This window comes from Pseudomonas sp. EA_65y_Pfl2_P78 (assembly GCF_963970495.1).
Taxonomy (GTDB): Bacteria; Pseudomonadota; Gammaproteobacteria; order Pseudomonadales; family Pseudomonadaceae; genus Aquipseudomonas; species Aquipseudomonas baetica_A.
The window spans coordinates 122,271-141,597 of record NZ_CAXAON010000006.1; the positions used below are offsets into that span (position 1 = coordinate 122,271).

17 protein-coding genes are annotated in these 19,327 nt (G+C 60.3%); 13 read left to right on the forward strand and 4 right to left on the reverse strand.

The window, feature by feature from the left end:
- Positions 1-144: 144 nt before the first annotated feature.
- The 5 genes from AACY02_RS08170 to AACY02_RS08190 all read left to right on the forward strand — a co-directional run bounded on the left by AACY02_RS08170 (position 145) and on the right by AACY02_RS08190 (position 3,864).
- Positions 145-1,053: a LysR substrate-binding domain-containing protein gene (locus AACY02_RS08170; protein ID WP_305440537.1), complete on the forward strand. Its 909-nt coding sequence runs from the start codon at positions 145-147 to the stop codon at positions 1,051-1,053.
- Positions 1,054-1,301: 248 nt separating this feature from the next.
- A complete protein-coding gene (gene purE / locus AACY02_RS08175; protein WP_007920220.1) occupies positions 1,302-1,793 on the forward strand; it encodes a 5-(carboxyamino)imidazole ribonucleotide mutase in 492 nt (163 codons plus the stop codon).
- A 10-nt stretch (positions 1,794-1,803) separates the two neighbouring features.
- Entirely contained in the window at positions 1,804-2,886 is a 1,083-nt protein-coding gene (locus AACY02_RS08180; protein WP_221731899.1) for a 5-(carboxyamino)imidazole ribonucleotide synthase, read from the forward strand.
- Positions 2,887-2,995: 109 nt separating this feature from the next.
- Positions 2,996-3,241, forward strand: coding sequence for a GlsB/YeaQ/YmgE family stress response membrane protein (locus tag AACY02_RS08185; RefSeq protein ID WP_217829170.1), 246 nt, complete (start codon positions 2,996-2,998; stop codon positions 3,239-3,241).
- Positions 3,242-3,327: 86 nt separating this feature from the next.
- A complete protein-coding gene (locus AACY02_RS08190) occupies positions 3,328-3,864 on the forward strand; it encodes a DUF3299 domain-containing protein (RefSeq protein WP_221731900.1) in 537 nt (178 codons plus the stop codon).
- A 111-nt stretch (positions 3,865-3,975) separates the two neighbouring features.
- Here AACY02_RS08190 and AACY02_RS08195 read toward each other — a convergent pair whose 3' ends face one another.
- The gene (locus AACY02_RS08195) at positions 3,976-4,875 is read right to left on the reverse strand and encodes a D-hexose-6-phosphate mutarotase (protein WP_339431510.1); all 900 of its coding nucleotides are present in this window, start codon (positions 4,873-4,875) and stop codon (positions 3,976-3,978) included.
- A 58-nt stretch (positions 4,876-4,933) separates the two neighbouring features.
- The gene (locus AACY02_RS08200) at positions 4,934-5,338 is read right to left on the reverse strand and encodes an acyl-CoA thioesterase (protein ID WP_003229628.1); all 405 of its coding nucleotides are present in this window, start codon (positions 5,336-5,338) and stop codon (positions 4,934-4,936) included.
- A gap of 378 nt (positions 5,339-5,716) precedes the next feature.
- Between AACY02_RS08200 and AACY02_RS08205 the strand changes: the two genes are divergently transcribed.
- The 8 genes from AACY02_RS08205 (at position 5,717) to AACY02_RS08240 (ending at position 16,501) form a co-directional block, all read left to right on the forward strand.
- Positions 5,717-7,015: an MFS transporter gene (locus tag AACY02_RS08205; protein ID WP_339431511.1), complete on the forward strand. Its 1,299-nt coding sequence runs from the start codon at positions 5,717-5,719 to the stop codon at positions 7,013-7,015.
- A gap of 240 nt (positions 7,016-7,255) precedes the next feature.
- Positions 7,256-8,257, forward strand: coding sequence for a phosphate ABC transporter substrate-binding protein PstS (locus tag AACY02_RS08210; protein WP_221731903.1), 1,002 nt, complete (start codon positions 7,256-7,258; stop codon positions 8,255-8,257).
- A 174-nt stretch (positions 8,258-8,431) separates the two neighbouring features.
- The gene (locus tag AACY02_RS08215) at positions 8,432-10,717 is read left to right on the forward strand and encodes an ABC transporter permease subunit (protein WP_221731904.1); all 2,286 of its coding nucleotides are present in this window, start codon (positions 8,432-8,434) and stop codon (positions 10,715-10,717) included.
- Positions 10,718-10,733: 16 nt separating this feature from the next.
- Positions 10,734-12,404, forward strand: coding sequence for a phosphate ABC transporter permease PstA (gene pstA / locus AACY02_RS08220; RefSeq protein WP_339431512.1), 1,671 nt, complete (start codon positions 10,734-10,736; stop codon positions 12,402-12,404).
- A gap of 161 nt (positions 12,405-12,565) precedes the next feature.
- Positions 12,566-13,399 carry a phosphate ABC transporter ATP-binding protein PstB gene (gene pstB, locus AACY02_RS08225; RefSeq protein ID WP_221731906.1) on the forward strand — a complete coding sequence of 278 codons (834 nt, stop codon included), beginning with the start codon at positions 12,566-12,568 and terminating at the stop codon, positions 13,397-13,399.
- Positions 13,400-13,519: 120 nt separating this feature from the next.
- The gene (phoU, locus tag AACY02_RS08230) at positions 13,520-14,281 is read left to right on the forward strand and encodes a phosphate signaling complex protein PhoU (RefSeq protein WP_221731907.1); all 762 of its coding nucleotides are present in this window, start codon (positions 13,520-13,522) and stop codon (positions 14,279-14,281) included.
- 164 nt (positions 14,282-14,445) lie between these two features.
- Positions 14,446-15,402, forward strand: a complete 957-nt coding sequence (locus AACY02_RS08235; RefSeq protein WP_339431513.1) for a response regulator — start codon at positions 14,446-14,448, stop codon at positions 15,400-15,402.
- 202 nt (positions 15,403-15,604) lie between these two features.
- Positions 15,605-16,501: a M23 family metallopeptidase gene (locus AACY02_RS08240; RefSeq protein ID WP_339431514.1), complete on the forward strand. Its 897-nt coding sequence runs from the start codon at positions 15,605-15,607 to the stop codon at positions 16,499-16,501.
- Positions 16,502-16,537: 36 nt separating this feature from the next.
- Here AACY02_RS08240 and AACY02_RS08245 read toward each other — a convergent pair whose 3' ends face one another.
- Both AACY02_RS08245 and phoR read right to left on the reverse strand, forming a co-directional pair.
- On the reverse strand, positions 16,538-17,878 hold the full coding sequence (locus tag AACY02_RS08245; protein ID WP_339431515.1) for a hemolysin family protein: 1,341 nt from the start codon (positions 17,876-17,878) through the stop codon (positions 16,538-16,540).
- A 111-nt stretch (positions 17,879-17,989) separates the two neighbouring features.
- Complete coding sequence (phoR, locus tag AACY02_RS08250) at positions 17,990-19,276, reverse strand: phosphate regulon sensor histidine kinase PhoR (protein ID WP_260455826.1); 1,287 nt, start codon at positions 19,274-19,276, stop codon at positions 17,990-17,992.
- Positions 19,277-19,327: the final 51 nt, after the last annotated feature.

Below are 19,327 nucleotides of genomic sequence, written 5' to 3' on the forward strand. Positions count from 1 at the left end.
GGAACGCTGCGAATGCTAGGCTTGTGGGAAATTTTGGGCCAATGCTGTTCAGCACTGGCCTATGCACATTCGGCATAATGCCGGTGTGACGCCGCGTGCGCGGCAGACGTGTGACCTGTTTTGGTGCGTGTCCGGGAGGACGTGATGAATCTGGAAAGCAAATGGCTTGAGGACTTCAGTGCTCTGGCCGCCACCCGCAGCTTCTCGCAGGCCGCCGAGCGGCGCTTCGTGACCCAGCCGGCCTTCAGTCGACGGATCCGCAGCCTCGAGGCGGCGCTGGGGCTGACGTTGGTCAATCGCTCGCGCACGCCGGTCGAGCTGACAGCGGCGGGGCAGTTGTTTCTGGTGACCGCGCGTACCGTGGTTGAACAACTCGGCGAAGTGCTGCGCCATTTGCATCACCTGGAAGGCGGGCAGGGCGAGGTGATGCAGGTTGCTGCCGCTCACTCGCTGGCGTTGGGCTTCTTTCCGCGCTGGATCGCGCAGTTACGCAACGAAGGGCTGAACATTGCCACGCGGTTGGTGGCGACCAACGTCGGCGACGCTGTGCATGCGTTGCGTGAAGGGGGCTGCGATTTGATGCTGGCGTTCTACGACCCGGACGCGGCGATGCAGATGGACCCGGAAATCTTCCCGTCGCTGCATCTGGGCCAGACGGAGATGCTCCCGGTGTGCGCGGCGGATGCCGATGGCAAGCCGTTGTTCGATCTGGAAGGCGATGCCAGCGTACCGTTGCTCGCTTATAGCGCCGGGGCGTTTCTCGGGCGTTCGGTAAACGGCTTGTTGCGCCAGCGCCAACTACGTTTCACCACTATTTACGAAACGGCCATGGCCGACAGCCTGAAAAGCATGGCCCTGGAAGGTCTGGGAATCGCCTGGGTGCCGCAACTGAGCGTGCGGGCCGAATTGGCCCGGGGGGAACTCGTCGTTTGCGGCGGTGCGCAGTGGCATGTACCGCTGGAGATTCGCCTGTATCGCTGCGCACTGGTGCGCAAGGCCAATGTGCGGTTGCTCTGGCGCAAGCTCGAAGGCGGCGCTGCACAAGCGTCCTGACTCACCGCCGATCCAATGGTGGGAGGGGGATTTGTGGTGTTGCGGCGCTGACCTTCAAGTCAATAAAAACGGGCCTTTGCGTCATTTGACAGATGGTCGCCCAGGGGGCTGTTTATTGGCTTCTTTGCGGTATACTGCGCGGCCTTCGGCCGGTACGTCCGGTCATTTTTCCTACAACAAGCCACGCATTCTGCGTGGCTTGTTGTTTTTGACGCGCCTGCGGGCGCCCAGAGAGAAGAGGCGCGACGATGAGTGCACTGGTTGGCGTGATCATGGGCTCCAAGTCCGATTGGTCCACCCTTAGCCACACCGCCGATATGCTGGAAAAGCTCGGCATCCCGTACGAGGTCAAAGTGGTCTCTGCCCACCGCACCCCGGATTTGCTGTTCCAGTACGCCGAAGAGGCTGAAAGCCGCGGCATCGAGGTGATTATCGCCGGTGCCGGTGGCGCAGCTCACTTGCCAGGCATGTGTGCGGCCAAGACCCACCTGCCGGTACTGGGCGTTCCGGTGCAGTCGGCCATGCTCTCGGGCGTCGATTCGCTGCTGTCGATCGTGCAGATGCCCGCCGGTATTCCGGTCGCCACTCTGGCCATCGGCAAAGCAGGCGCGATCAACGCGGCCCTGCTCTCGGCGAGCATCCTTGGCGCCAAGCATCCACAGTTCCACGCGGTACTGAAAACCTTCCGTGCCGAGCAGACAGACAGCGTCCTGGACAATCCAGACCCACGTATTGCCTGAGGTTGTTGAGATGAAGATCGGTGTAATCGGTGGCGGCCAGTTGGGTCGCATGTTGGCCCTGGCGGGGACTCCGCTGGGCATGAACTTCGCTTTTCTCGACCCTGCGCCGGACGCTTGCGCCGCGGCGTTGGGTGAACACCTGCGGGCCGATTACGGCGATCAGGATCATCTGCGCCAGTTGGCCGATGAAGTCGATCTGGTGACCTTCGAGTTCGAAAGCGTCCCGGCTGAAACCGTAGCGTTCCTCTCGCAATTCGTGCCGGTCTACCCGAGCGCTGAAGCCCTGCGCATTGCTCGCGACCGCTGGTTCGAGAAGAGCATGTTCAAGGATCTGGGGATTCCAACCCCAGCCTTCGCCGACATCCAATCGCAAGCCGATCTGGACGCCGCCGTGGCGTCCATCGGTCTGCCGGCCGTGCTGAAAACCCGCACGCTGGGTTACGACGGCAAGGGCCAGAAAGTCCTGCGCAAGCCTGAAGATGTGGTCGGCACTTTCGCCGAACTCGGTAGCGTCGCCTGTTTGCTGGAAGGCTTCGTGCCGTTCACCGGTGAAGTCTCGCTGATCGCCGTGCGCGCTCGCGATGGCGAAACCAGGTTCTACCCGTTGGTGCACAACACCCACGACAGCGGCATCCTCAAGCTGTCCGTTGCCAGCACCGATCACCCGTTGCAAGCGCTGGCCGAAGACTATTCCAGCCGCGTGCTCAAGCAACTGGATTACGTCGGCGTGATGGCGTTCGAGTTCTTTGAAGTCGACGGTGGCCTGAAGGCCAACGAAATCGCCCCGCGCGTGCACAACTCCGGGCACTGGACCACCGAAGGCGCCGAGTGCAGCCAGTTCGAAAACCACCTGCGCGCCGTTGCCGGCCTGCCGCTGGGGTCGACCGCTAAAGTCGGCGAGAGCGCGATGCTCAACTTCATCGGTGTCGTACCGCCGGTGGAGAAAGTCATCGCCATCGAAGATTGCCACCTGCATCACTACGGCAAAGCGTTCAAGGCTGGGCGCAAGGTCGGTCACGCCAACCTGCGTTGCGCCGACATGGCCACGCTCCAGGCACAGATCGTCAAGGTCCAAGCGCTGATCGCCGAGTAAAACAGTTTCATGTGGCAGCGGCGGAACCATTCAGGGGCCGCCGTTCTCTCATGGCAGGATGCGCAAGTCTGACTAGGCTTCGCATATTGACCATCAAGAGGGAAGTGCCATGGGAATTATCGGAACCATCTTTATCGGCTTGATCGTCGGCCTGCTGGCGCGGTTCCTGAAACCGGGCGATGACAGCATGGGCTGGATCATGACCATCCTGCTCGGTATCGGCGGTTCGCTGGCAGCCACCTACGGCGGCCAGGCTTTGGGCATCTATCAGGCAGGTCAGGGCGCAGGGTTCTTCGGCGCGCTGGTCGGCGCGATCGTGTTGCTGGTGATCTACGGCCTGATCAAAAAGAACTGATCCAGGCGACAAAGCCCTCTCTGCCAAACCGGCAGGGAGGGCTAGAATGCTCGGCGATTCATTCCTTTCTTTTTCCGAGCACCTTCATGCGCCGTCTTCTGTTGACTCTCCTTTTCCTGGGCAGTGGTTTGGCCCACGCCGGCGAACTGCCGGAAACCGACTGGCTGGAACTGATGCCCAAGTCGGATCAAAAGGCCCTTGAGGCCATGCCCGAAATCGACCATAACTCCCCCGAAGCCACTGGCACCTTCACCGAGAAGGGCGGCATGAAACAGGCCAAGGGTCTGCCGGCGGTGATGTATTCGACCAAGACTGTGGCGGCGATGAATGGCAAACACATCCGCATTGGCGGATACCCGGTGCCGCTTGAGTCCGACGCCAAGGGTCGCAGTACGCTGTTCTTCCTTGTGCCATATCCGGGCGCCTGCATCCATGTGCCGCCACCGCCGCCGAATCAACTGTTGCTGGTGCGCTACCCCAAAGGTCTGAAGCTCGATGACATCTATACGCCGCTGTGGGTGACCGGCACGCTGAAGATCGAGAAGGTCAGCAATGATCTGGCTGACGCCGCGTATGCGCTGGAAGCGGACAAGGTGCGGGTGGTGCAGGAGTCCGATCTCTAAGAGTTGGCGCAGAACCCAAGGTAGGGGCGGGCTTGCTCGCGAATGTGGTCTCTCAGTCACATTGATGTTGCCTGATACGACGCTTTCGCGAGCAAGCCTTTGCGCCAGGGTCTAGAGCGGTTTGCTGCCGACGCTGACGCCCATGGTGTGGCTCGCACCCGACGCTAAAGTCACCACGTCATCCATCACATTCGCGGTCTCGATGCACAGCATGCGCTGCCAGCCATCGTTGTCCATATCGCTGAGTGCTGCCGCGCGGTCGATCCACGGGTTCCAGATTACCGCGGTGCGCGAACCCGTCGCGGTCAGCACGATACGCCGCTCCCACGTCGGGTCGATGATGCTTAGCTGTGGCGGGGCGTCGAGGTAGATGCGGTCGGTTTCGCCGGCAAAGTGCAGATCACCTTGCTGGGTGACGGTCTTCCAGTCATCCAGCGTCTCGATGTAATTCAGGCCATCGACACCGTCGACGTGCACATTGCGCACATCGCTGACGGCGAAGTACGTGTGCAGGGCCTGGCTGAGGCTGACGGTCTCGGCACCCCGGTTGTGGCTGGTCAGGCTGAAGTGCAATTGATCATCCAGGCGCAGGGTCAGGGTCAGATCCACTTCATGGGGCCAGCCCGGCAATCCGCCTTCGGGGCAGGGCAGCTTGAACTCGACCTTGAGGCCGTTGGCCTCGGCTTCGATACCGCCCAGCGCCCAATCCATCGCCCTTACCAAACCATGCGCCGGCGCCGGTTCGTCACTGATGCGCATGGCTTTTACGCTCTGCGGATTGCGTTCGAACTTGCCGAACCACGGCCAGCACACCGGCACACCTGCGCGGATGCTCTTGCCGGTCTTGAAATCGGCCTTGTCGTTGAGCCAGATGATCGGCGGCTGGCCGTCGATCTGATAACTGAGGATGTGTGCGCCTTGCTGGGCCACCAGCACTTCGGCCTGACCGTGGCGAATGCGCCAGCAGTTCAGTTCATCCAGTTTCACGGCTTCAACGTTGGGCGGGTTCATGGGACAGCTCTCGATCAGACACTTGGGACGACTATCGACCGCAAAACGGTCGCGAGGTTTAACGTGCGCGTGGCGGTACCGAACGGGTGCGGCCGCTGCCGTCGATGGCGACGAAGACGAACACCGCTTCAGTGACTTTACGCCACTCGCTGGACAGCGGATCGTCGCTCCACACTTCGACCATCATCTGGATCGAGCTGCGGCCGATTTCCAGGGTCTGTGTATAAAAGGACAATTGCGCGCCAACGGCCACTGGCACCAGGAACGCCATGCGATCAATGGCGACGGTCGCGACGCGGCCTCCGGCCACACGGCTGGCCATTGCGGTGCCGGCCAGGTCCATTTGCGCGACCAGCCAGCCGCCGAAAATATCGCCAAAGCCATTGGTTTCACGCGGTAGCGCGGTGATTTGCAGGGCCAGATCGCCCTGCGGGATCGGATCTTCTTGTTCGAGCTCTATCATGCCGAGGGGCCTCTGACCCGTGACTCTTTGTGGGTATTGCGGGTGGTAGCCGTCTTCAGGAAAAACGATTCAGCACCGAACATATTGCGTTCGTCACGTTTTCCATCAGGCAACTAAAAGGGAAACTCTGCGAAATCGGCTGCTCCCAGGCAAAGGGCGGACCAACGACGTTTTCGCACAGCAACCCCCTACAAACCGGAGCAAGGTTGCGAGTATATCGGTCGGTAGACTCCGCGACGACCATCCGGTTCTGATTTTGACCGCCAAATACGCACCTCTATGTGCTTTTTCGAACAATTTGCTATGGTGCCGAACCTGCTCAAGCCACAGCCAGCGTTGTTGTGGCGGTAGATCCGCCTAATAAGAGAAGCCCTTGCCATGACCACAGCGCCTTCGAGCCTCGCGCAGTCCGAGCAACCCGCACGACCGTTGACCCGCAATGATTACAAGACTCTGTCGCTGTCTGCCCTGGGGGGCGCGCTGGAGTTCTACGATTTCATCATCTTCGTTTTCTTTGCCACCGTGGTCGGCAAACTGTTCTTCCCCGCCGACATGCCAGAGTGGCTGCGCCTGATGCAGACCTTCGGCATCTTCGCCGCCGGCTACCTGGCGCGGCCGTTGGGCGGCATCGTCATGGCGCATTTCGGCGATCTGTTGGGTCGCAAGAAGATGTTCACCCTGAGCATATTCATGATGGCTGTGCCGACCCTGATCATGGGCCTCCTGCCAACCTACGCGCAAATCGGCTTGTGGGCGCCGATCCTGTTGCTGCTGATGCGCGTGATTCAAGGCGCGGCGATTGGCGGTGAGGTGCCTGGGGCGTGGGTCTTCGTTTCCGAACACGTGCCGCAAAAGCACATCGGCTATGCCTGCGGCACCCTGACCAGCGGCTTGACCGCCGGCATCCTGCTCGGTTCGCTGGTCGCCACCGCGATCAACAGCCTTTATACGCCCGTGGAAGTCGCGGATTACGCCTGGCGGATTCCGTTCCTGCTCGGTGGCGTGTTCGGCCTGTTCTCGGTTTACCTGCGCCGCTGGCTGCACGAGACCCCGGTGTTCGCCGAGTTGCAACTGCGCAAGGCGCTGGCCGAAGAAGTGCCGTTGCGTGCGGTGCTGCGTGATCATCGCGGGGCGATTGCAATCTCGATGCTGCTGACCTGGCTGTTGTCCGCCGGGGTCGTCGTGGTGATCCTGATGACCCCGACCGTACTGCAAACGGTCTATCACTTCTCGCCGACCACAGCGTTGCAATCGAACAGCCTGGCCATCGTGTTCCTGAGCATCGGTTGCATCATTTCCGGCGCCCTGGCGGATCGTTTTGGCGCCGGCCGTGTGTTTGTCTTCGGTTGCCTGGGCTTGTTGGTCAGCTCCTGGACCTTCTATCACAGCCTCGCGGATCACCCTGACTGGTTGTTCCCGCTGTACGCGTTGACCGGATTGCTGGTCGGCACCATCGGTGCGGTGCCCTATGTGATGGTCAAAGCGTTCCCGCCGGCGGTGCGCTTCAGTGGCCTGTCGTTCTCGTACAACGTGGCGTACGCGATCTTCGGTGGTCTGACGCCGATGGTGGTCAGCCTGCTGCTGAAAGAAAGCGCGATGGGCCCGGCTTATTATGTGGTGGTGCTCTGCGCGGTGGGGATTGTGGTGGGCGCGTGGCTCTGGAAGAAGGGCCGCTGATCCCGACACCTCATCGATTGTTCTGACGCCTTCGCGAGCAAGTCGCACCGCCGCTCCCACATTTGGAATGCATTTCAACGTGTGGGGGCGGGCTTGCTCGCCAAGGGGGCGCCGCGAATCACTCACTAAAAAACCAATGCTGGCCTTTCATCCAATTGTCATATTTCAGCCATAGAGTGTTCACACGGCCTGCTGATACTTGGCCCCGACTTAACACCCCCTATCTGCTAGGAGTAAGGCATGAAACTGAAGCGTTTGATGGCGGCAATGACTTTTGTCGCTGCTGGCGTAGCGACTGCCCACGCGGTAGCCGCTGGCGTTGACCCGGCAATTCCGGCGTACAGCAAAGTCACCGGTGTCTCGGGCAACCTGTCCAGCGTTGGCTCCGATACCCTGGCTAACCTCATGACCCTCTGGGCTGAGAACTACAAAAAAGAATACCCGAACGTCAACATCCAGATTCAGGCTGCCGGTTCCGCTACAGCGCCACCTGCGCTGACTGAAGGGACTTCGAACCTGGGCCCTATGAGCCGCAAGATGAAGGACACCGAACTGGCTGCCTTCGAGCAGAAGTACGGCTACAAGCCAACCGCTATCCCGGTTGCTGTGGATGCCCTGGCGGTCTTCGTTCACAAGGACAACCCGATCCAGCACCTGACCATGGAACAGGTTGACGCGATCTTCTCGTCTACCCGTCTGTGCGGCGCCAAAGCCGACGTCAAAACCTGGGGCGACCTGGGCGTGACCGGCGACCTGGCCAACAAGCCAGTGCAACTGTTCGGTCGTAACTCGGTATCCGGCACCTACGGCTACTTCAAAGAAGAAGCCCTGTGCAAAGGCGACTACAAGCCAAACGTCAACGAACAACCAGGCTCGGCTTCGGTCGTGCAGTCGATCAGCTCCTCGCTGAACGGCATCGGTTACTCGGGCATCGGCTACAAAACCGCTAGCGTGAAAACCGTAGCCCTGGCCAAGAAAGGCAGCACTGACTTCATCGAAGACAGTGAAGAAAACGCCCTGAACGGCAAGTATCCGCTGTCGCGTTTCCTCTACGTTTACGTCAACAAAGCCCCGAACAAGCCTTTGGCCCCGCTGGAAGCTGAGTTCGTGAAACTGGTGCTGTCCAAACAAGGCCAGGAAGTGGTTGTGAAAGACGGTTACATCCCGCTGCCGGCCAAGGTTGCTGCAAAAGCACTGGCTGACCTGGGTCTGCAAGAAGGCGGCGCTGTCGCCAAGAAGTAACAAATTGAGCCCGGGGTGAACCCCACCGGGCTCAAGTGAAAGGCCGGATCTGCCCGCAGACCGGCCTTTTACACACCTCAAATTTTCGATCCGCCTCCAGTACCCGCTGGGGGTGGATTTGGTGCGTCACTGCATTGTCATCTTTCTGTCATACAGGATCGCTAGGGTGAGCGCATGAATGATCTGGCCAACTCCACAATGACTACGACTTCCCCTCCCAAGCGCATTGATTTCAATACGCCTGAGCTGCAACGCAAGCGCCGTATTCGCGCGCTCAAGGATCGCCTCACTCGCTGGTACGTCCTGATTGGCGGCCTGGCAGTGCTGGCGGCCATCACGCTGATTTTCTTCTTCCTCGCCTATGTGGTTGCCCCGCTGTTCAAGGGTGCCGACCTGACCGCGAAAGATGCAATCACCCCAGCCTGGATGCAGGACGCTGGCAAGCCACTGATGATTTCGCTCGAAGAGCAGAATAAGGTGGCCATGCGCGTTTCCGACAAAGGTCAGGCGCTGTTCTTCGATATCGACAGTGGCGCTGAGTTGAAGCGTGTCGATCTGCCGGTGCCGGCAGGTGCAACGGTGACGTCCATCGCCAAAGACCAGCCAGGTCATCCTCTGGTCGCCGTGGGCCTGTCCAACGGCCAGGTGCTGGTGTTCCGCCACACCTATAAAGTCAGCTACCCCGATGGCAAGAAAACCATCACCCCAGCCATCGAATATCCCTATGGCGACACGCCGATCGCGCTGAACGAAAGCGGCGGTGCGCTGGAGCACGTCAGCCTCAATGCCTCCGATTCGACCTTGATGCTGGTCGGCTCCACCGGTTCGCAACTCAATGTGCTGTCGCTGACCAGCGAAGAAAACATGATGACCGGCGAAGTCACCAACGAGCAGAAGCGTATCGATCTGCCGCAGATGACTGAGCCGGTGAAAAACATTTTCGTCGACCCGCGCCAGCAGTGGCTGTACGTGGTCAACGGGCGTGCCCAGGCCGACGTGTTCAGCCTGCGCGACAAGAGTCTCAATGGTCGTTACAAACTGCTGGAAAACGGCGATGCGCAAGTGACTGCGACGGCCCAGTTGGTGGGCGGTATTTCGCTGATCGTCGGTGATTCCAATGGTGGTCTGGCCCAGTGGTTCATGGCTCGCGACACCGACGGTGAACTGCGCCTTAAGCAGATTCGCACCTTCCAGATGGGCACTGCACCGATCGTTGAAATCACCGCTGAAGAGCGTCGCAAGGGCTTTCTCGCCCTGGATGCCAGCGGCAAGCTCGGCGTGTTCCACAGCACCGCACACCGCACTTTGCTGGTCGATCAGGTGGTCGACGGCCAAGGCCTGTTCGGTCTGTCGCCTCGCGCCAACCGTGTGATTGTCGAAGCGGGCGGCAAGCTGCAACCGCTGCTGCTCGACAACCCGCACCCGGAGGTGTCCTGGAGCGCGTTGTGGAGCAAGGTTTGGTACGAAAACTACGACGAGCCTAAATACGTCTGGCAATCGACCGCCGCCAACACTGATTTCGAACCCAAGATGAGCCTGGCGCCACTGACCTTCGGTACGCTCAAGGCAGCGTTCTACGCCATGTTGCTGGCGGCACCGCTGGCCGTTGCCGCTGCGATCTACACCGCGTACTTCATGGCCCCGAGCTTGCGCCGCAAGGTCAAACCGGTGATCGAGTTGATGGAAGCGATGCCGACGGTGATCCTCGGTTTCTTCGCCGGTCTGTTTCTCGCCCCGTATGTGGAAGGGCATTTACCGGGCATCTTCAGCCTGCTGATGCTGCTACCGATCGGCATTCTGGTGGCCGGGTTCACCTTCAGCCGTCTGCCTGAAGCCATCCGCCTGAAAGTGCCGGACGGCTGGGAAAGTGCGCTGCTGATTCCGGTGATCCTGTTTGTGGGCTGGCTGTCGCTGTACATGAGCCCGTTCATGGAGAACTGGTTCTTTGGCGGTGACATGCGCATGTGGATCTCCCACGACCTGGGCATCACCTACGACCAGCGCAACGCACTGGTGGTCGGTCTGGCCATGGGTTTCGCGGTGATCCCGAACATCTACTCGATTGCTGAAGATGCCGTGTTCAGCGTGCCGCGCGGCTTGACCCTTGGCTCGCTGGCGCTGGGTGCCACACCGTGGCAGACCATGACCCGCGTGGTCATCCTCACCGCAAGCCCGGGCATCTTCTCGGCATTGATGATCGGCATGGGCCGTGCGGTCGGGGAAACCATGATCGTGCTGATGGCCACCGGTAACACCCCGGTCATGGAACTGAACCTGTTCGAAGGTCTGCGTACGCTGGCGGCCAACGTGGCAGTGGAAATGCCGGAGTCGGAAGTCGGCGGCAGCCACTACCGCGTGCTGTTCCTCTCGGCGCTGGTGCTGCTGTTGTTCACCTTCATCATGAACACCCTGGCAGAACTGATTCGTCAGCGTCTGCGCAAGAAATACTCGTCGCTTTAAGCAAAGGTAGAAGTCTGTGAAACAGAACTCCCTGAATGGATGGTTCAAGAGCGGCGCCCCTGGCGTCTGGATCAGCGGTGGCGCGGTGTCCATCGCGGTCATCATGACCATTGGCCTGCTGGCGGTGATTGCCGTGCGCGGTCTGGGTCACTTCTGGCCGGCGGATCTGATCCGTGCCAACTACGACGTGCCGGGCCAGGCCAATCACCTGGTCATCGGCGAAGTGGTGCAGAAAGAAGAAGTGCCGCGAGCCCGCCTCAAGAGCGCAGGTTTGCCGGTGCCTGACCAGGGCCCGGAGTTCATGACCCGTGAGCTGATCAAGGTCGGTAACCGTGATCTGAACGGCAACGACTTCACCTGGATCGTCGGCGAGTGGCTGACCAACCAGACGTCGCCGCCGGAGCTGATGGCGATCGAGCGTCGTGAGTGGGGCAATTTCTACGGCTACCTGGTCAACGTCAAACAGGACGGTAAGGTGATCGCTGAGGGCGAGGCTGCATGGCCTGAGCTGCAGGCGCGGATCGACCGCGTGAGCGGGCTTGCCAAGCAACTGAAGTCGCTGGAAAAGACTGACATCGGCGCGATCAACGCAGGGTTGGAGCGCATCCGTCTGCACGGCCGCAAACTGGAACTGGAAGGCAAACTCGACGCCACCGCACAAGCGGACATGGAATCCGAGCGCGCCGAACTTAACGCTCGTTATCAGGACGTTGAAGCACGCCTGTCCGATCTGCATGCCCAGTTCAACCGTGATGCCTTGACCGCTCGCGATGCCAACGGCAAAGAGATTGAAATCGGTCTGGGCAAAGTGGTTCATGCCTACCAGCCGAACGCGATGGGTACGTTCACCAAAATCCGCTTCTACTTCGCCAAGGTCTGGGAATTCCTGTCGGAAGACCCGCGTGAAGCGAACACCGAAGGCGGGATTTTCCCGGCGATTTTCGGCACCGTGATGATGACCCTCATCATGGCGATGATCGTGACCCCGTTCGGCGTGTTGGCGGCGGTGTACCTGCGTGAATACGCCAAGCAGAACGCCCTGACGCGGATCATCCGTATCGCGGTGAACAACCTCGCCGGCGTACCGGCGATCGTTTACGGCGTGTTTGGTCTGGGCTTCTTTGTTTATGTACTGGGTGGCTCGGTTGACCGCTTGTTCTTCCCCGAAGCGCTGCCGGCACCGACCTTCGGTACGCCGGGCCTGCTCTGGGCTTCGTTGACCCTGGCGCTGCTGGCAGTGCCGGTGGTGATCGTGGCGACCGAAGAAGGGCTGGCGCGGATTCCACGCACGGTGCGCGAAGGCTCGCTGGCGCTTGGCGCGACCAAGGCTGAAACCTTGTGGAAGATCGTCCTGCCAATGGCCAGCCCGGCCATGATGACCGGCATGATCCTCGCCGTGGCTCGCGCCGCTGGTGAAGTGGCGCCGCTGATGCTGGTGGGTGTGGTGAAACTGGCGCCGTCGCTGCCGGTTGACGGCAACTACCCGTACCTGCACCTGGATCAGAAGATCATGCACTTGGGCTTCCACATTTATGACGTCGGCTTCCAGAGCCCGAACGTCGAAGCGGCCCGCCCGCTGGTGTACGCCACGGCGCTGTTGCTGGTGTTGGTGATCGCCACTTTGAACCTGTCGGCGGTGTGGATTCGTAACCACCTGCGCGAAAAGTACAAAGCGTTGGACAGTTGATATTCCTGTGGGAGCGGGCTTGCTCGCGAAAGCGGTGGGTCAGGCGACATTGATGTTGAATGTGCCGACCTCTTCGCGAGCAAGCACGCTGCCACCCAAGATTGAGTACAGCCGCACCCAGCGGCTAACCGAACCGAATTTGTTAGCACAGGGAGCCTCCCATGCAGCACGAAACACATACCCACGGCATCAACATGTCTGCCCTGGGCCGCGACAAGCAGAGCCTGAGCCTCGAGCAGGAAACCGTTGCCATCGAAGTGCCGGGCCTGAGCCTGTACTACGGCGACAAACAAGCATTGTTCGACGTCAGCATGAACATCCCGAAACAGCGCGTGACGGCCTTCATCGGCCCGTCCGGCTGTGGCAAGTCGACGTTGCTGCGTACCTTCAATCGCATGAACGACCTGGTTGACGGTTGCCGCGTAGAAGGCGCGATCAACCTGTACGGCAACAACATCTATCGCAAGGGCGAAGACGTTGCCGAACTGCGTCGTCGCGTCGGCATGGTGTTCCAGAAGCCGAACCCGTTCCCGAAAACCATCTATGAAAACGTGGTTTACGGCCTGCGCATTCAAGGGATCAACAAGAAGCGCATCCTCGACGAAGCCGTTGAGTGGGCGTTGAAAGGCGCGGCGCTGTGGGACGAAGTCAAAGACCGTCTGCACGAATCGGCACTGGGCCTGTCCGGTGGTCAGCAGCAGCGTCTGGTGATTGCCCGCACCATCGCGGTTGAGCCCGAAGTACTGCTGCTCGACGAACCGTGCTCGGCTCTGGATCCGATCTCGACCCTCAAAGTCGAAGAGCTGATCTACGAATTGAAATCCAAATTCACCATCGTCATCGTGACCCACAACATGCAGCAGGCGGCGCGGGTGTCCGACTACACGGCCTTCATGTACATGGGCAAACTGGTGGAATTCGGCGACACCGATACGCTGTTCACCAACCCGGCGAAGAAGCAGACCGAAGACTACATTACCGGTCGTTATGGTTGATTGAGGCAGCTGCGAGCCGCGAGCTTCAAGCGGCAAGCGAGAGCGGTTCGAGTACGACACAAATCAGCTTGCAGCTTGTAGCTTGCAGCTCTTGGTAAAAGCTTTTGCGGAGCGAACACAATGATTTCTAAGGAAGGCCTCACTCATCACATTTCCGCGCAGTTCAACGCTGAACTGGAGGAAGTGCGCAGCCACCTCCTGGCCATGGGCGGACTGGTCGAGAAACAGGTCAACGACGCCGTCACGGCGCTGATCGAAGCCGACTCCGGCCTGGCCCAGCAGGTGCGTGAAATCGACGATCAGATCAACCAGATGGAGCGCAACATCGACGAAGAATGCCTGCGCATTCTGGCCCGTCGTCAGCCAGCGGCCTCCGACCTGCGTCTGATCATCAGCATCTCCAAGTCGGTGATCGACCTGGAGCGCATCGGCGACGAGGCCACCAAGATTGCCCGCCGCGCCATCCAGCTGTGCGAAGAGGGCGAGGCGCCGCGCGGTTACGTCGAGGTACGCCACATCGGTGACCAGGTGCGCAACATGGTGCGTGATGCCCTGGATGCGTTTGCTCGTTTCGACGCCGATCTGGCGTTGTCGGTGGCGCAGTACGACAAAGTCATCGACCGCGAATACAAAACGGCACTGCGCGAACTGGCAACCTACATGATGGAAGACCCACGCTCTATCTCGCGGGTCTTGAGCATCATCTGGGTGTTGCGTTCGCTGGAGCGCATCGGTGACCACGCGCGCAACATCTCGGAACTGGTGATCTATCTGGTGCGCGGCACCGACGTTCGCCACATGGGCCTCAAGCGCATGAAGGAAGAAGTTCAGGGCACAAGCGGCGAAACCGCTAATGTTCCGGGCGTTGCTGACGATAAGTAAGATTGCCTGAGAAAAGCGCCCGGCCCTTTGGCCGGGCGTTTTTATTTAGGGGTTCGGATAAAAAAGCAGCACCCGCGAACGAAAAGTCCCGGCGTGACTGAAGAGTTTTGGCAATGTGCCATCAGCCAGCGTTATGCTTGCCGGGATTTTTATAGGGGTGTTGGATGAGCAAAATCAGTGTGTTGGTCGTGGACGATGCGTCGTTCATTCGTGACCTGGTGAAAAAGTGCCTGCGTAATTACTTCCCCGGGATCCGCACCGAGGATGCCGTCAACGGTAAAAAGGCTCAGGCCATGCTGGCCAAGGAAGCCTTCGACCTGGTTCTGTGCGACTGGGAAATGCCGGAAATGTCCGGTCTCGAACTGCTGACCTGGTGCCGTCAACAGGACAATCTCAAAACCATGCCGTTTGTCATGGTGACCAGCCGTGGCGACAAAGAGAACGTGGTGCAGGCGATTCAGGCTGGCGTTTCGGGCTATGTCAGCAAGCCGTTCACCAACGAGCAACTGCTGACCAAGGTCAAGCAGGCGCTGAACAAGGTCGGCAAGCTCGATACCCTGATGAACAGCGCACCGACCAAGATGAACTCGGCGTTCGGCAACGACTCCCTGAGCGCACTGACCGGCGGCAAACCTGCCGTGGTCGGTGGTGCTCCGACGGCCGCTGCGGTCAACCCGTTTGCCAAACCCGCCGCTGCTGCACCCGCGCCAGCCGCCGCGCCATCCCGTGGTTTGCTCAACAGCCCGCCGGTCAAAGCGCCCGCCGCCTCGGCAGCGCCGGCTGGCGGTCGGGGTCAGGGCCAGTTGCGCCTGCCGAGCGGCAACCAGCAATGCGTGATCAAGGCCCTGAGCATCAAGGAAGCGCTGTTGGTGGTGAAGCGCACCGACACCCTGCCGCAGATCCTCGACAGCGCCGTGCTCGACCTGGAACAGGGCGACAACGCCGAAATCGCCCGCCTCAATGGCTACCTGCATGCCATCGTTGCCTTTGAGCAGAAAGCCGACAGCGACTGGCTGCAACTGACCTTTCGCTTCGTCGACCAGGACGCGCAGAAACTCGACTACATCTCCCGCCTGATCGCCCGCGGCACGGCGCAGAAGCACTTCGTACCCGGCGCCTGATCTTCATCGCCTGACCGTCCGACTTCGCGAGCAAGCCCGCACATTGGAATGTATTTCAAATGTGGAGCGAGCTTGCTCGCGAAGGGGTCATCACACACGACAGCGATTTTCCAGGCTGCCCAATTGAAACATCTGTCGACTAGCCTGGTCTGCTTGACCTGCTAGGCTCATTTCCAGGCCTTACTCGACAGAACCTTTGCCCATGCTCGCGCGCCTGCTGTTTTTCTGTGGTCTCTTCATGGCCTCCACCTCGGCTGTGGCCATGACTATTTACAAATCCACCGATGCCAACGGCGTGGTCTCCTACAGCGACCGGCCGAGCAAAGGCTCGCAGGTGTTCGTGTTTCAGGATCGCATGGTCGAACGCCTTGAGCGGCAGGTGTACCTCGACATCAAGAAGCACAAGGGTGTCGACGTGGTATTCGTGCGCAATGATTTGTATGCGCCGGTCGAGGTTGCACTGGCGTTTACCGGGATGAGCAATGTGCGTGGCGCGCCCGCTCAAACGATCCGCCGGGTGCTGCCGGCACGCAGCAATACGCGCTTGGCGTTGCTGACGGCGGTTTCCGGCGCCAGGCCTCTGGTGTATACGCCGCAGTTCCATTACGCCCTTGGCGACCCTGCCGGGACGGCGCAGGGCTATCGCTATCCGCTGCCGTGGCGTGGCGGGCCGTTTCGCTTGAGTCAGGGCGCCAATGGCCAATACAGCCACTATGGGCCGAAGAACAAGTACGCGATGGACATCGCCATGCCGGTGGGTACACCGATCATCGCCGCGCGGGCTGGCGTGGTGGTGAAAACCGAGAACTCCCAGAGTGGACGTGGCACTGATCCTTCCGGCAATTTCGTGCGTGTGCTGCACGATGACGGCACGATGGGCGTGTACCTGCATCTCAAGCAAGGCTCGGTGAGGGTACGCGAAGGGCAACGAGTGACGGTGGGCAGTCCGTTGGCGCTGTCGGGCAACACCGGTAACAGCAGCGGCCCGCACCTGCACTTTGTGGTGCAACGCAATAGCGGGGCGGGGCTGGTGTCGATTCCGTATCAGTTCAACCAGCCGCTGGGGGCATTGCCCAACTTTGCGTTGGGCAAGCAGTGATGAGGTGTCTGATCTGACACCTTCGGGATCAGTCCATCAATCCAGCATCAACACCTTGGCCAGCACAATCTTCGGCCCTTTCATCTTCTTGATGATGATCCGCAGACCTTCGACTTCCAGCGCCTCTTCCTCTTCCGGCACGCGTTTGAGCGTTTCGTAGACCAGGCCGGCGAGGGTTTCGGCTTCGATGTGGTCCAGATCGATGCCCAGCAGGCGCTCGACCTTGAACAACGGCGTATCGCCGCGCACCAGCAACTTGCCCGGCTGATACGCGAGAATCCCGCGCTCGGCCTTGCGGTGTTCGTCCTGAATGTCGCCGACCAGCACTTCCAGCACGTCTTCCATGGTCAGGTAACCGATGATGTTGCCGTCTGCCTCCTCGACCACAGCGAAGTGCGAGCCGCCCTTGCGGAACTGCTCCAGCAGTTGCGACAGCGGCATGTGCCGTGACACGCGTTCCAGCGGACGGGTCAGTTCAGCCAGGTTGAACGACTCGGGAATGTGATCCAGCGCCGCCAGTTCCAGCAGCAGATCCTTGATGTGCAGCAGGCCGACGAACTCCTGGCGCTCACTGTCGTACACCGGATAACGGCTGAACTTATGGCGACGGAACATCGCCAGGATTTCCTTCAGCGGCGCGTTGAATTCCAGCGTGACCAGGTCTTCCCGGGAGTTGGCCCAGTCGACCACTTCCAGTTCGCCCATTTCCACCGCAGACGCCAATACGCGCATGCCTTGGTCGCTCGGATCCTGCCCACGGCTGGAGTGCAGGATCAGTTTCAGTTCTTCGCGGCTGTAGTGGTGTTCGTGGTGCGGGCCGGGTTCGCCTTGTCCGGCGATCCGCAGAATTGCGTTGGCGCTGGCATTGAGCAGGTAGATCGCCGGGTACATCGCCCAGTAGAACAGGTACAGCGGCACCGCAGTCCACAGTGACAGCAGTTCGGGTTTGCGGATTGCCCACGACTTGGGTGCCAGTTCGCCAACGACGATGTGCAGGTACGAAATAACGAAGAACGCAGCGAAGAACGACACGCCCTTGATCACTTCCGGCGACTGCACGCCAACGCTTTCCAGCAAGGGCTCGAGAATGTGCGCAAACGCCGGCTCACCCACCCAGCCCAGGCCGAGGGAGGCGAGGGTGATACCTAGCTGGCACGCCGAGAGATACGCATCGAGCTGACTGTGTACGGTGCGCAGGATGTGCCCGCGCCAGCCGTTCTTGTCAGCGATGGCCTCGACCCGGGTCGAGCGCAGTTTGACCATGGCGAATTCCGCTGCAACGAAAAAGCCGTTGAGCAACACCAGGATCAAAGCAAAAAGAATCATGCCGAAATCGGCAAATATTGTAGCGAGGGACAAGCCAGGGGAAGGGTCCATGATGGAGTTTTGCGGGTTCCGTGTAATTCGTAAGAGAGAATAAGTCGCGCCTGAAAGGCAGGCGCAAGTCAGCCAATGTAGCGGCTGACCTGGCGATTGCCTAGTCCGGCATTACTCAGCGGCGCTAATTGCCCGTACTTGAGCCACTTGAGCCGGGGCGAAATGGCAGGTGAACGTGCTGCCATGACCGGGCACGCTGCTGATTTCCATGCGCGCGCGGTGGCGCAGCAACACATGTTTGACGATCGCCAGCCCCAGTCCGGTGCCGCCCGTGTTGGAATTGCGGCTGGAGTCGACGCGGTAGAAGCGTTCGGTCAGGCGCGGCAGGTGTTTGCTGTCGATCCCCATGCCCGAGTCCTGCACGCTCAGGTGTGCGCCTTGCTCATCACTCCACCAGCGAATGCGAATGTTGCCCTCGGCCGGCGTGTATTTCACCGCGTTGAACACCAGATTGGAGAACGCGCTGCGCAGTTCTGCCTCGCTGCCCTTGAGCATGAGGCTGGTGTCGGCTTCCAGCGTGATGTGCTGGTTTTTTGATCCGGACAGTTGCTGCGCGTCGCTCTTGATCGATTGCAGCAGCGTGTCGACGGGCACCGGATGGTTGTCGGACGGATAATCGGTGGCTTCCAGTTTGGCCAGCAACAGCAGGTCGTTGAGCAACGTCTGCATGCGCCCGCCCTGTTGCTGCATCTGCTGCAGGGCACGGCTCCAGCGCGGGTTCACTTCCTCGACGTTGTCGAGCAGGGTTTCCAGATAGCCGCAGATCACCGTCAGCGGCGTGCGCAACTCGTGGGAAACGTTGGCGACGAAATCTTTGCGCATCTGCTCCAACTGATGGATGCGCGTGACGTCGCGCACCAGCATCAAGTGTTCGTTGTTGCCGTAGCGGGTCAGGTACAGCTGAATGCGCACGCGATCATTGGTCGGCGAGGGGATTTCCAGCGGCTCGGCATAGCTTTCCTGCTCGAAGTATTCCTTGAAGCGCGGATGGCGGACCAGGTTGGTCACCGGTTGGCCGCTGTCTTGCGGGGTCTTGAGGCCGAGCAGGGTTTCGGCGGCGCGGTTCCACCATTCCAGGTTGCCATCGCTGTCGAGCATGATCACCGCGTCTTTCAGCGCGGCGGTGGATTCCTGCACCCGGTCGATCACCGCTTGCAGGCGCCCGCGCACCCGTTGGTCGCGGCGTTGCAGGTGATAGATGCTGTCGAACACCTCGCCCCACAGGCCGTAGCCGTCGGGCGGTGCTTCATCGGGTTGGTGCAGGCGTAGCCATTCGTGCAGACGCAGCAATTGCTTGAGCGTCCAGGCCAGATAAATACCCAGGCCCGCGGCAAGGCTCCAGCCGTAATAGCCGGTGATCAGGCCGATCACCAGACAAGCGGTGACCAGCAGCAGCATGTGGCGAATCAGGGTGCCATGCCAGTTTTGATTCACGGGAAGTACGGTCCT

What these genes read in the sequence shown, in the direction of transcription:
- AACY02_RS08170 (WP_305440537.1), top strand. Translation starts at nt 145, where the DNA reads ATGAATCTGGAAAGCAAATGGCTTGAGGACTTCAGTGCTCTGGCCGCC.
- purE (WP_007920220.1), top strand. Translation starts at nt 1,302, where the DNA reads ATGAGTGCACTGGTTGGCGTGATCATGGGCTCCAAGTCCGATTGGTCC.
- AACY02_RS08180 (WP_221731899.1), top strand. Translation starts at nt 1,804, where the DNA reads ATGAAGATCGGTGTAATCGGTGGCGGCCAGTTGGGTCGCATGTTGGCC.
- AACY02_RS08185 (WP_217829170.1), top strand. Translation starts at nt 2,996, where the DNA reads ATGGGAATTATCGGAACCATCTTTATCGGCTTGATCGTCGGCCTGCTG.
- AACY02_RS08190 (WP_221731900.1), top strand. Translation starts at nt 3,328, where the DNA reads ATGCGCCGTCTTCTGTTGACTCTCCTTTTCCTGGGCAGTGGTTTGGCC.
- AACY02_RS08195 (WP_339431510.1), bottom strand. Translation starts at nt 4,875, where the DNA reads ATGAACCCGCCCAACGTTGAAGCCGTGAAACTGGATGAACTGAACTGC.
- AACY02_RS08200 (WP_003229628.1), bottom strand. Translation starts at nt 5,338, where the DNA reads ATGATAGAGCTCGAACAAGAAGATCCGATCCCGCAGGGCGATCTGGCC.
- AACY02_RS08205 (WP_339431511.1), top strand. Translation starts at nt 5,717, where the DNA reads ATGACCACAGCGCCTTCGAGCCTCGCGCAGTCCGAGCAACCCGCACGA.
- AACY02_RS08210 (WP_221731903.1), top strand. Translation starts at nt 7,256, where the DNA reads ATGAAACTGAAGCGTTTGATGGCGGCAATGACTTTTGTCGCTGCTGGC.
- AACY02_RS08215 (WP_221731904.1), top strand. Translation starts at nt 8,432, where the DNA reads ATGAATGATCTGGCCAACTCCACAATGACTACGACTTCCCCTCCCAAG.
- pstB (WP_221731906.1), top strand. Translation starts at nt 12,566, where the DNA reads ATGCAGCACGAAACACATACCCACGGCATCAACATGTCTGCCCTGGGC.
- phoU (WP_221731907.1), top strand. Translation starts at nt 13,520, where the DNA reads ATGATTTCTAAGGAAGGCCTCACTCATCACATTTCCGCGCAGTTCAAC.
- AACY02_RS08235 (WP_339431513.1), top strand. Translation starts at nt 14,446, where the DNA reads ATGAGCAAAATCAGTGTGTTGGTCGTGGACGATGCGTCGTTCATTCGT.
- AACY02_RS08240 (WP_339431514.1), top strand. Translation starts at nt 15,605, where the DNA reads ATGCTCGCGCGCCTGCTGTTTTTCTGTGGTCTCTTCATGGCCTCCACC.
- AACY02_RS08245 (WP_339431515.1), bottom strand. Translation starts at nt 17,878, where the DNA reads ATGGACCCTTCCCCTGGCTTGTCCCTCGCTACAATATTTGCCGATTTC.
- phoR (WP_260455826.1), bottom strand. Translation starts at nt 19,276, where the DNA reads ATGCTGCTGCTGGTCACCGCTTGTCTGGTGATCGGCCTGATCACCGGC.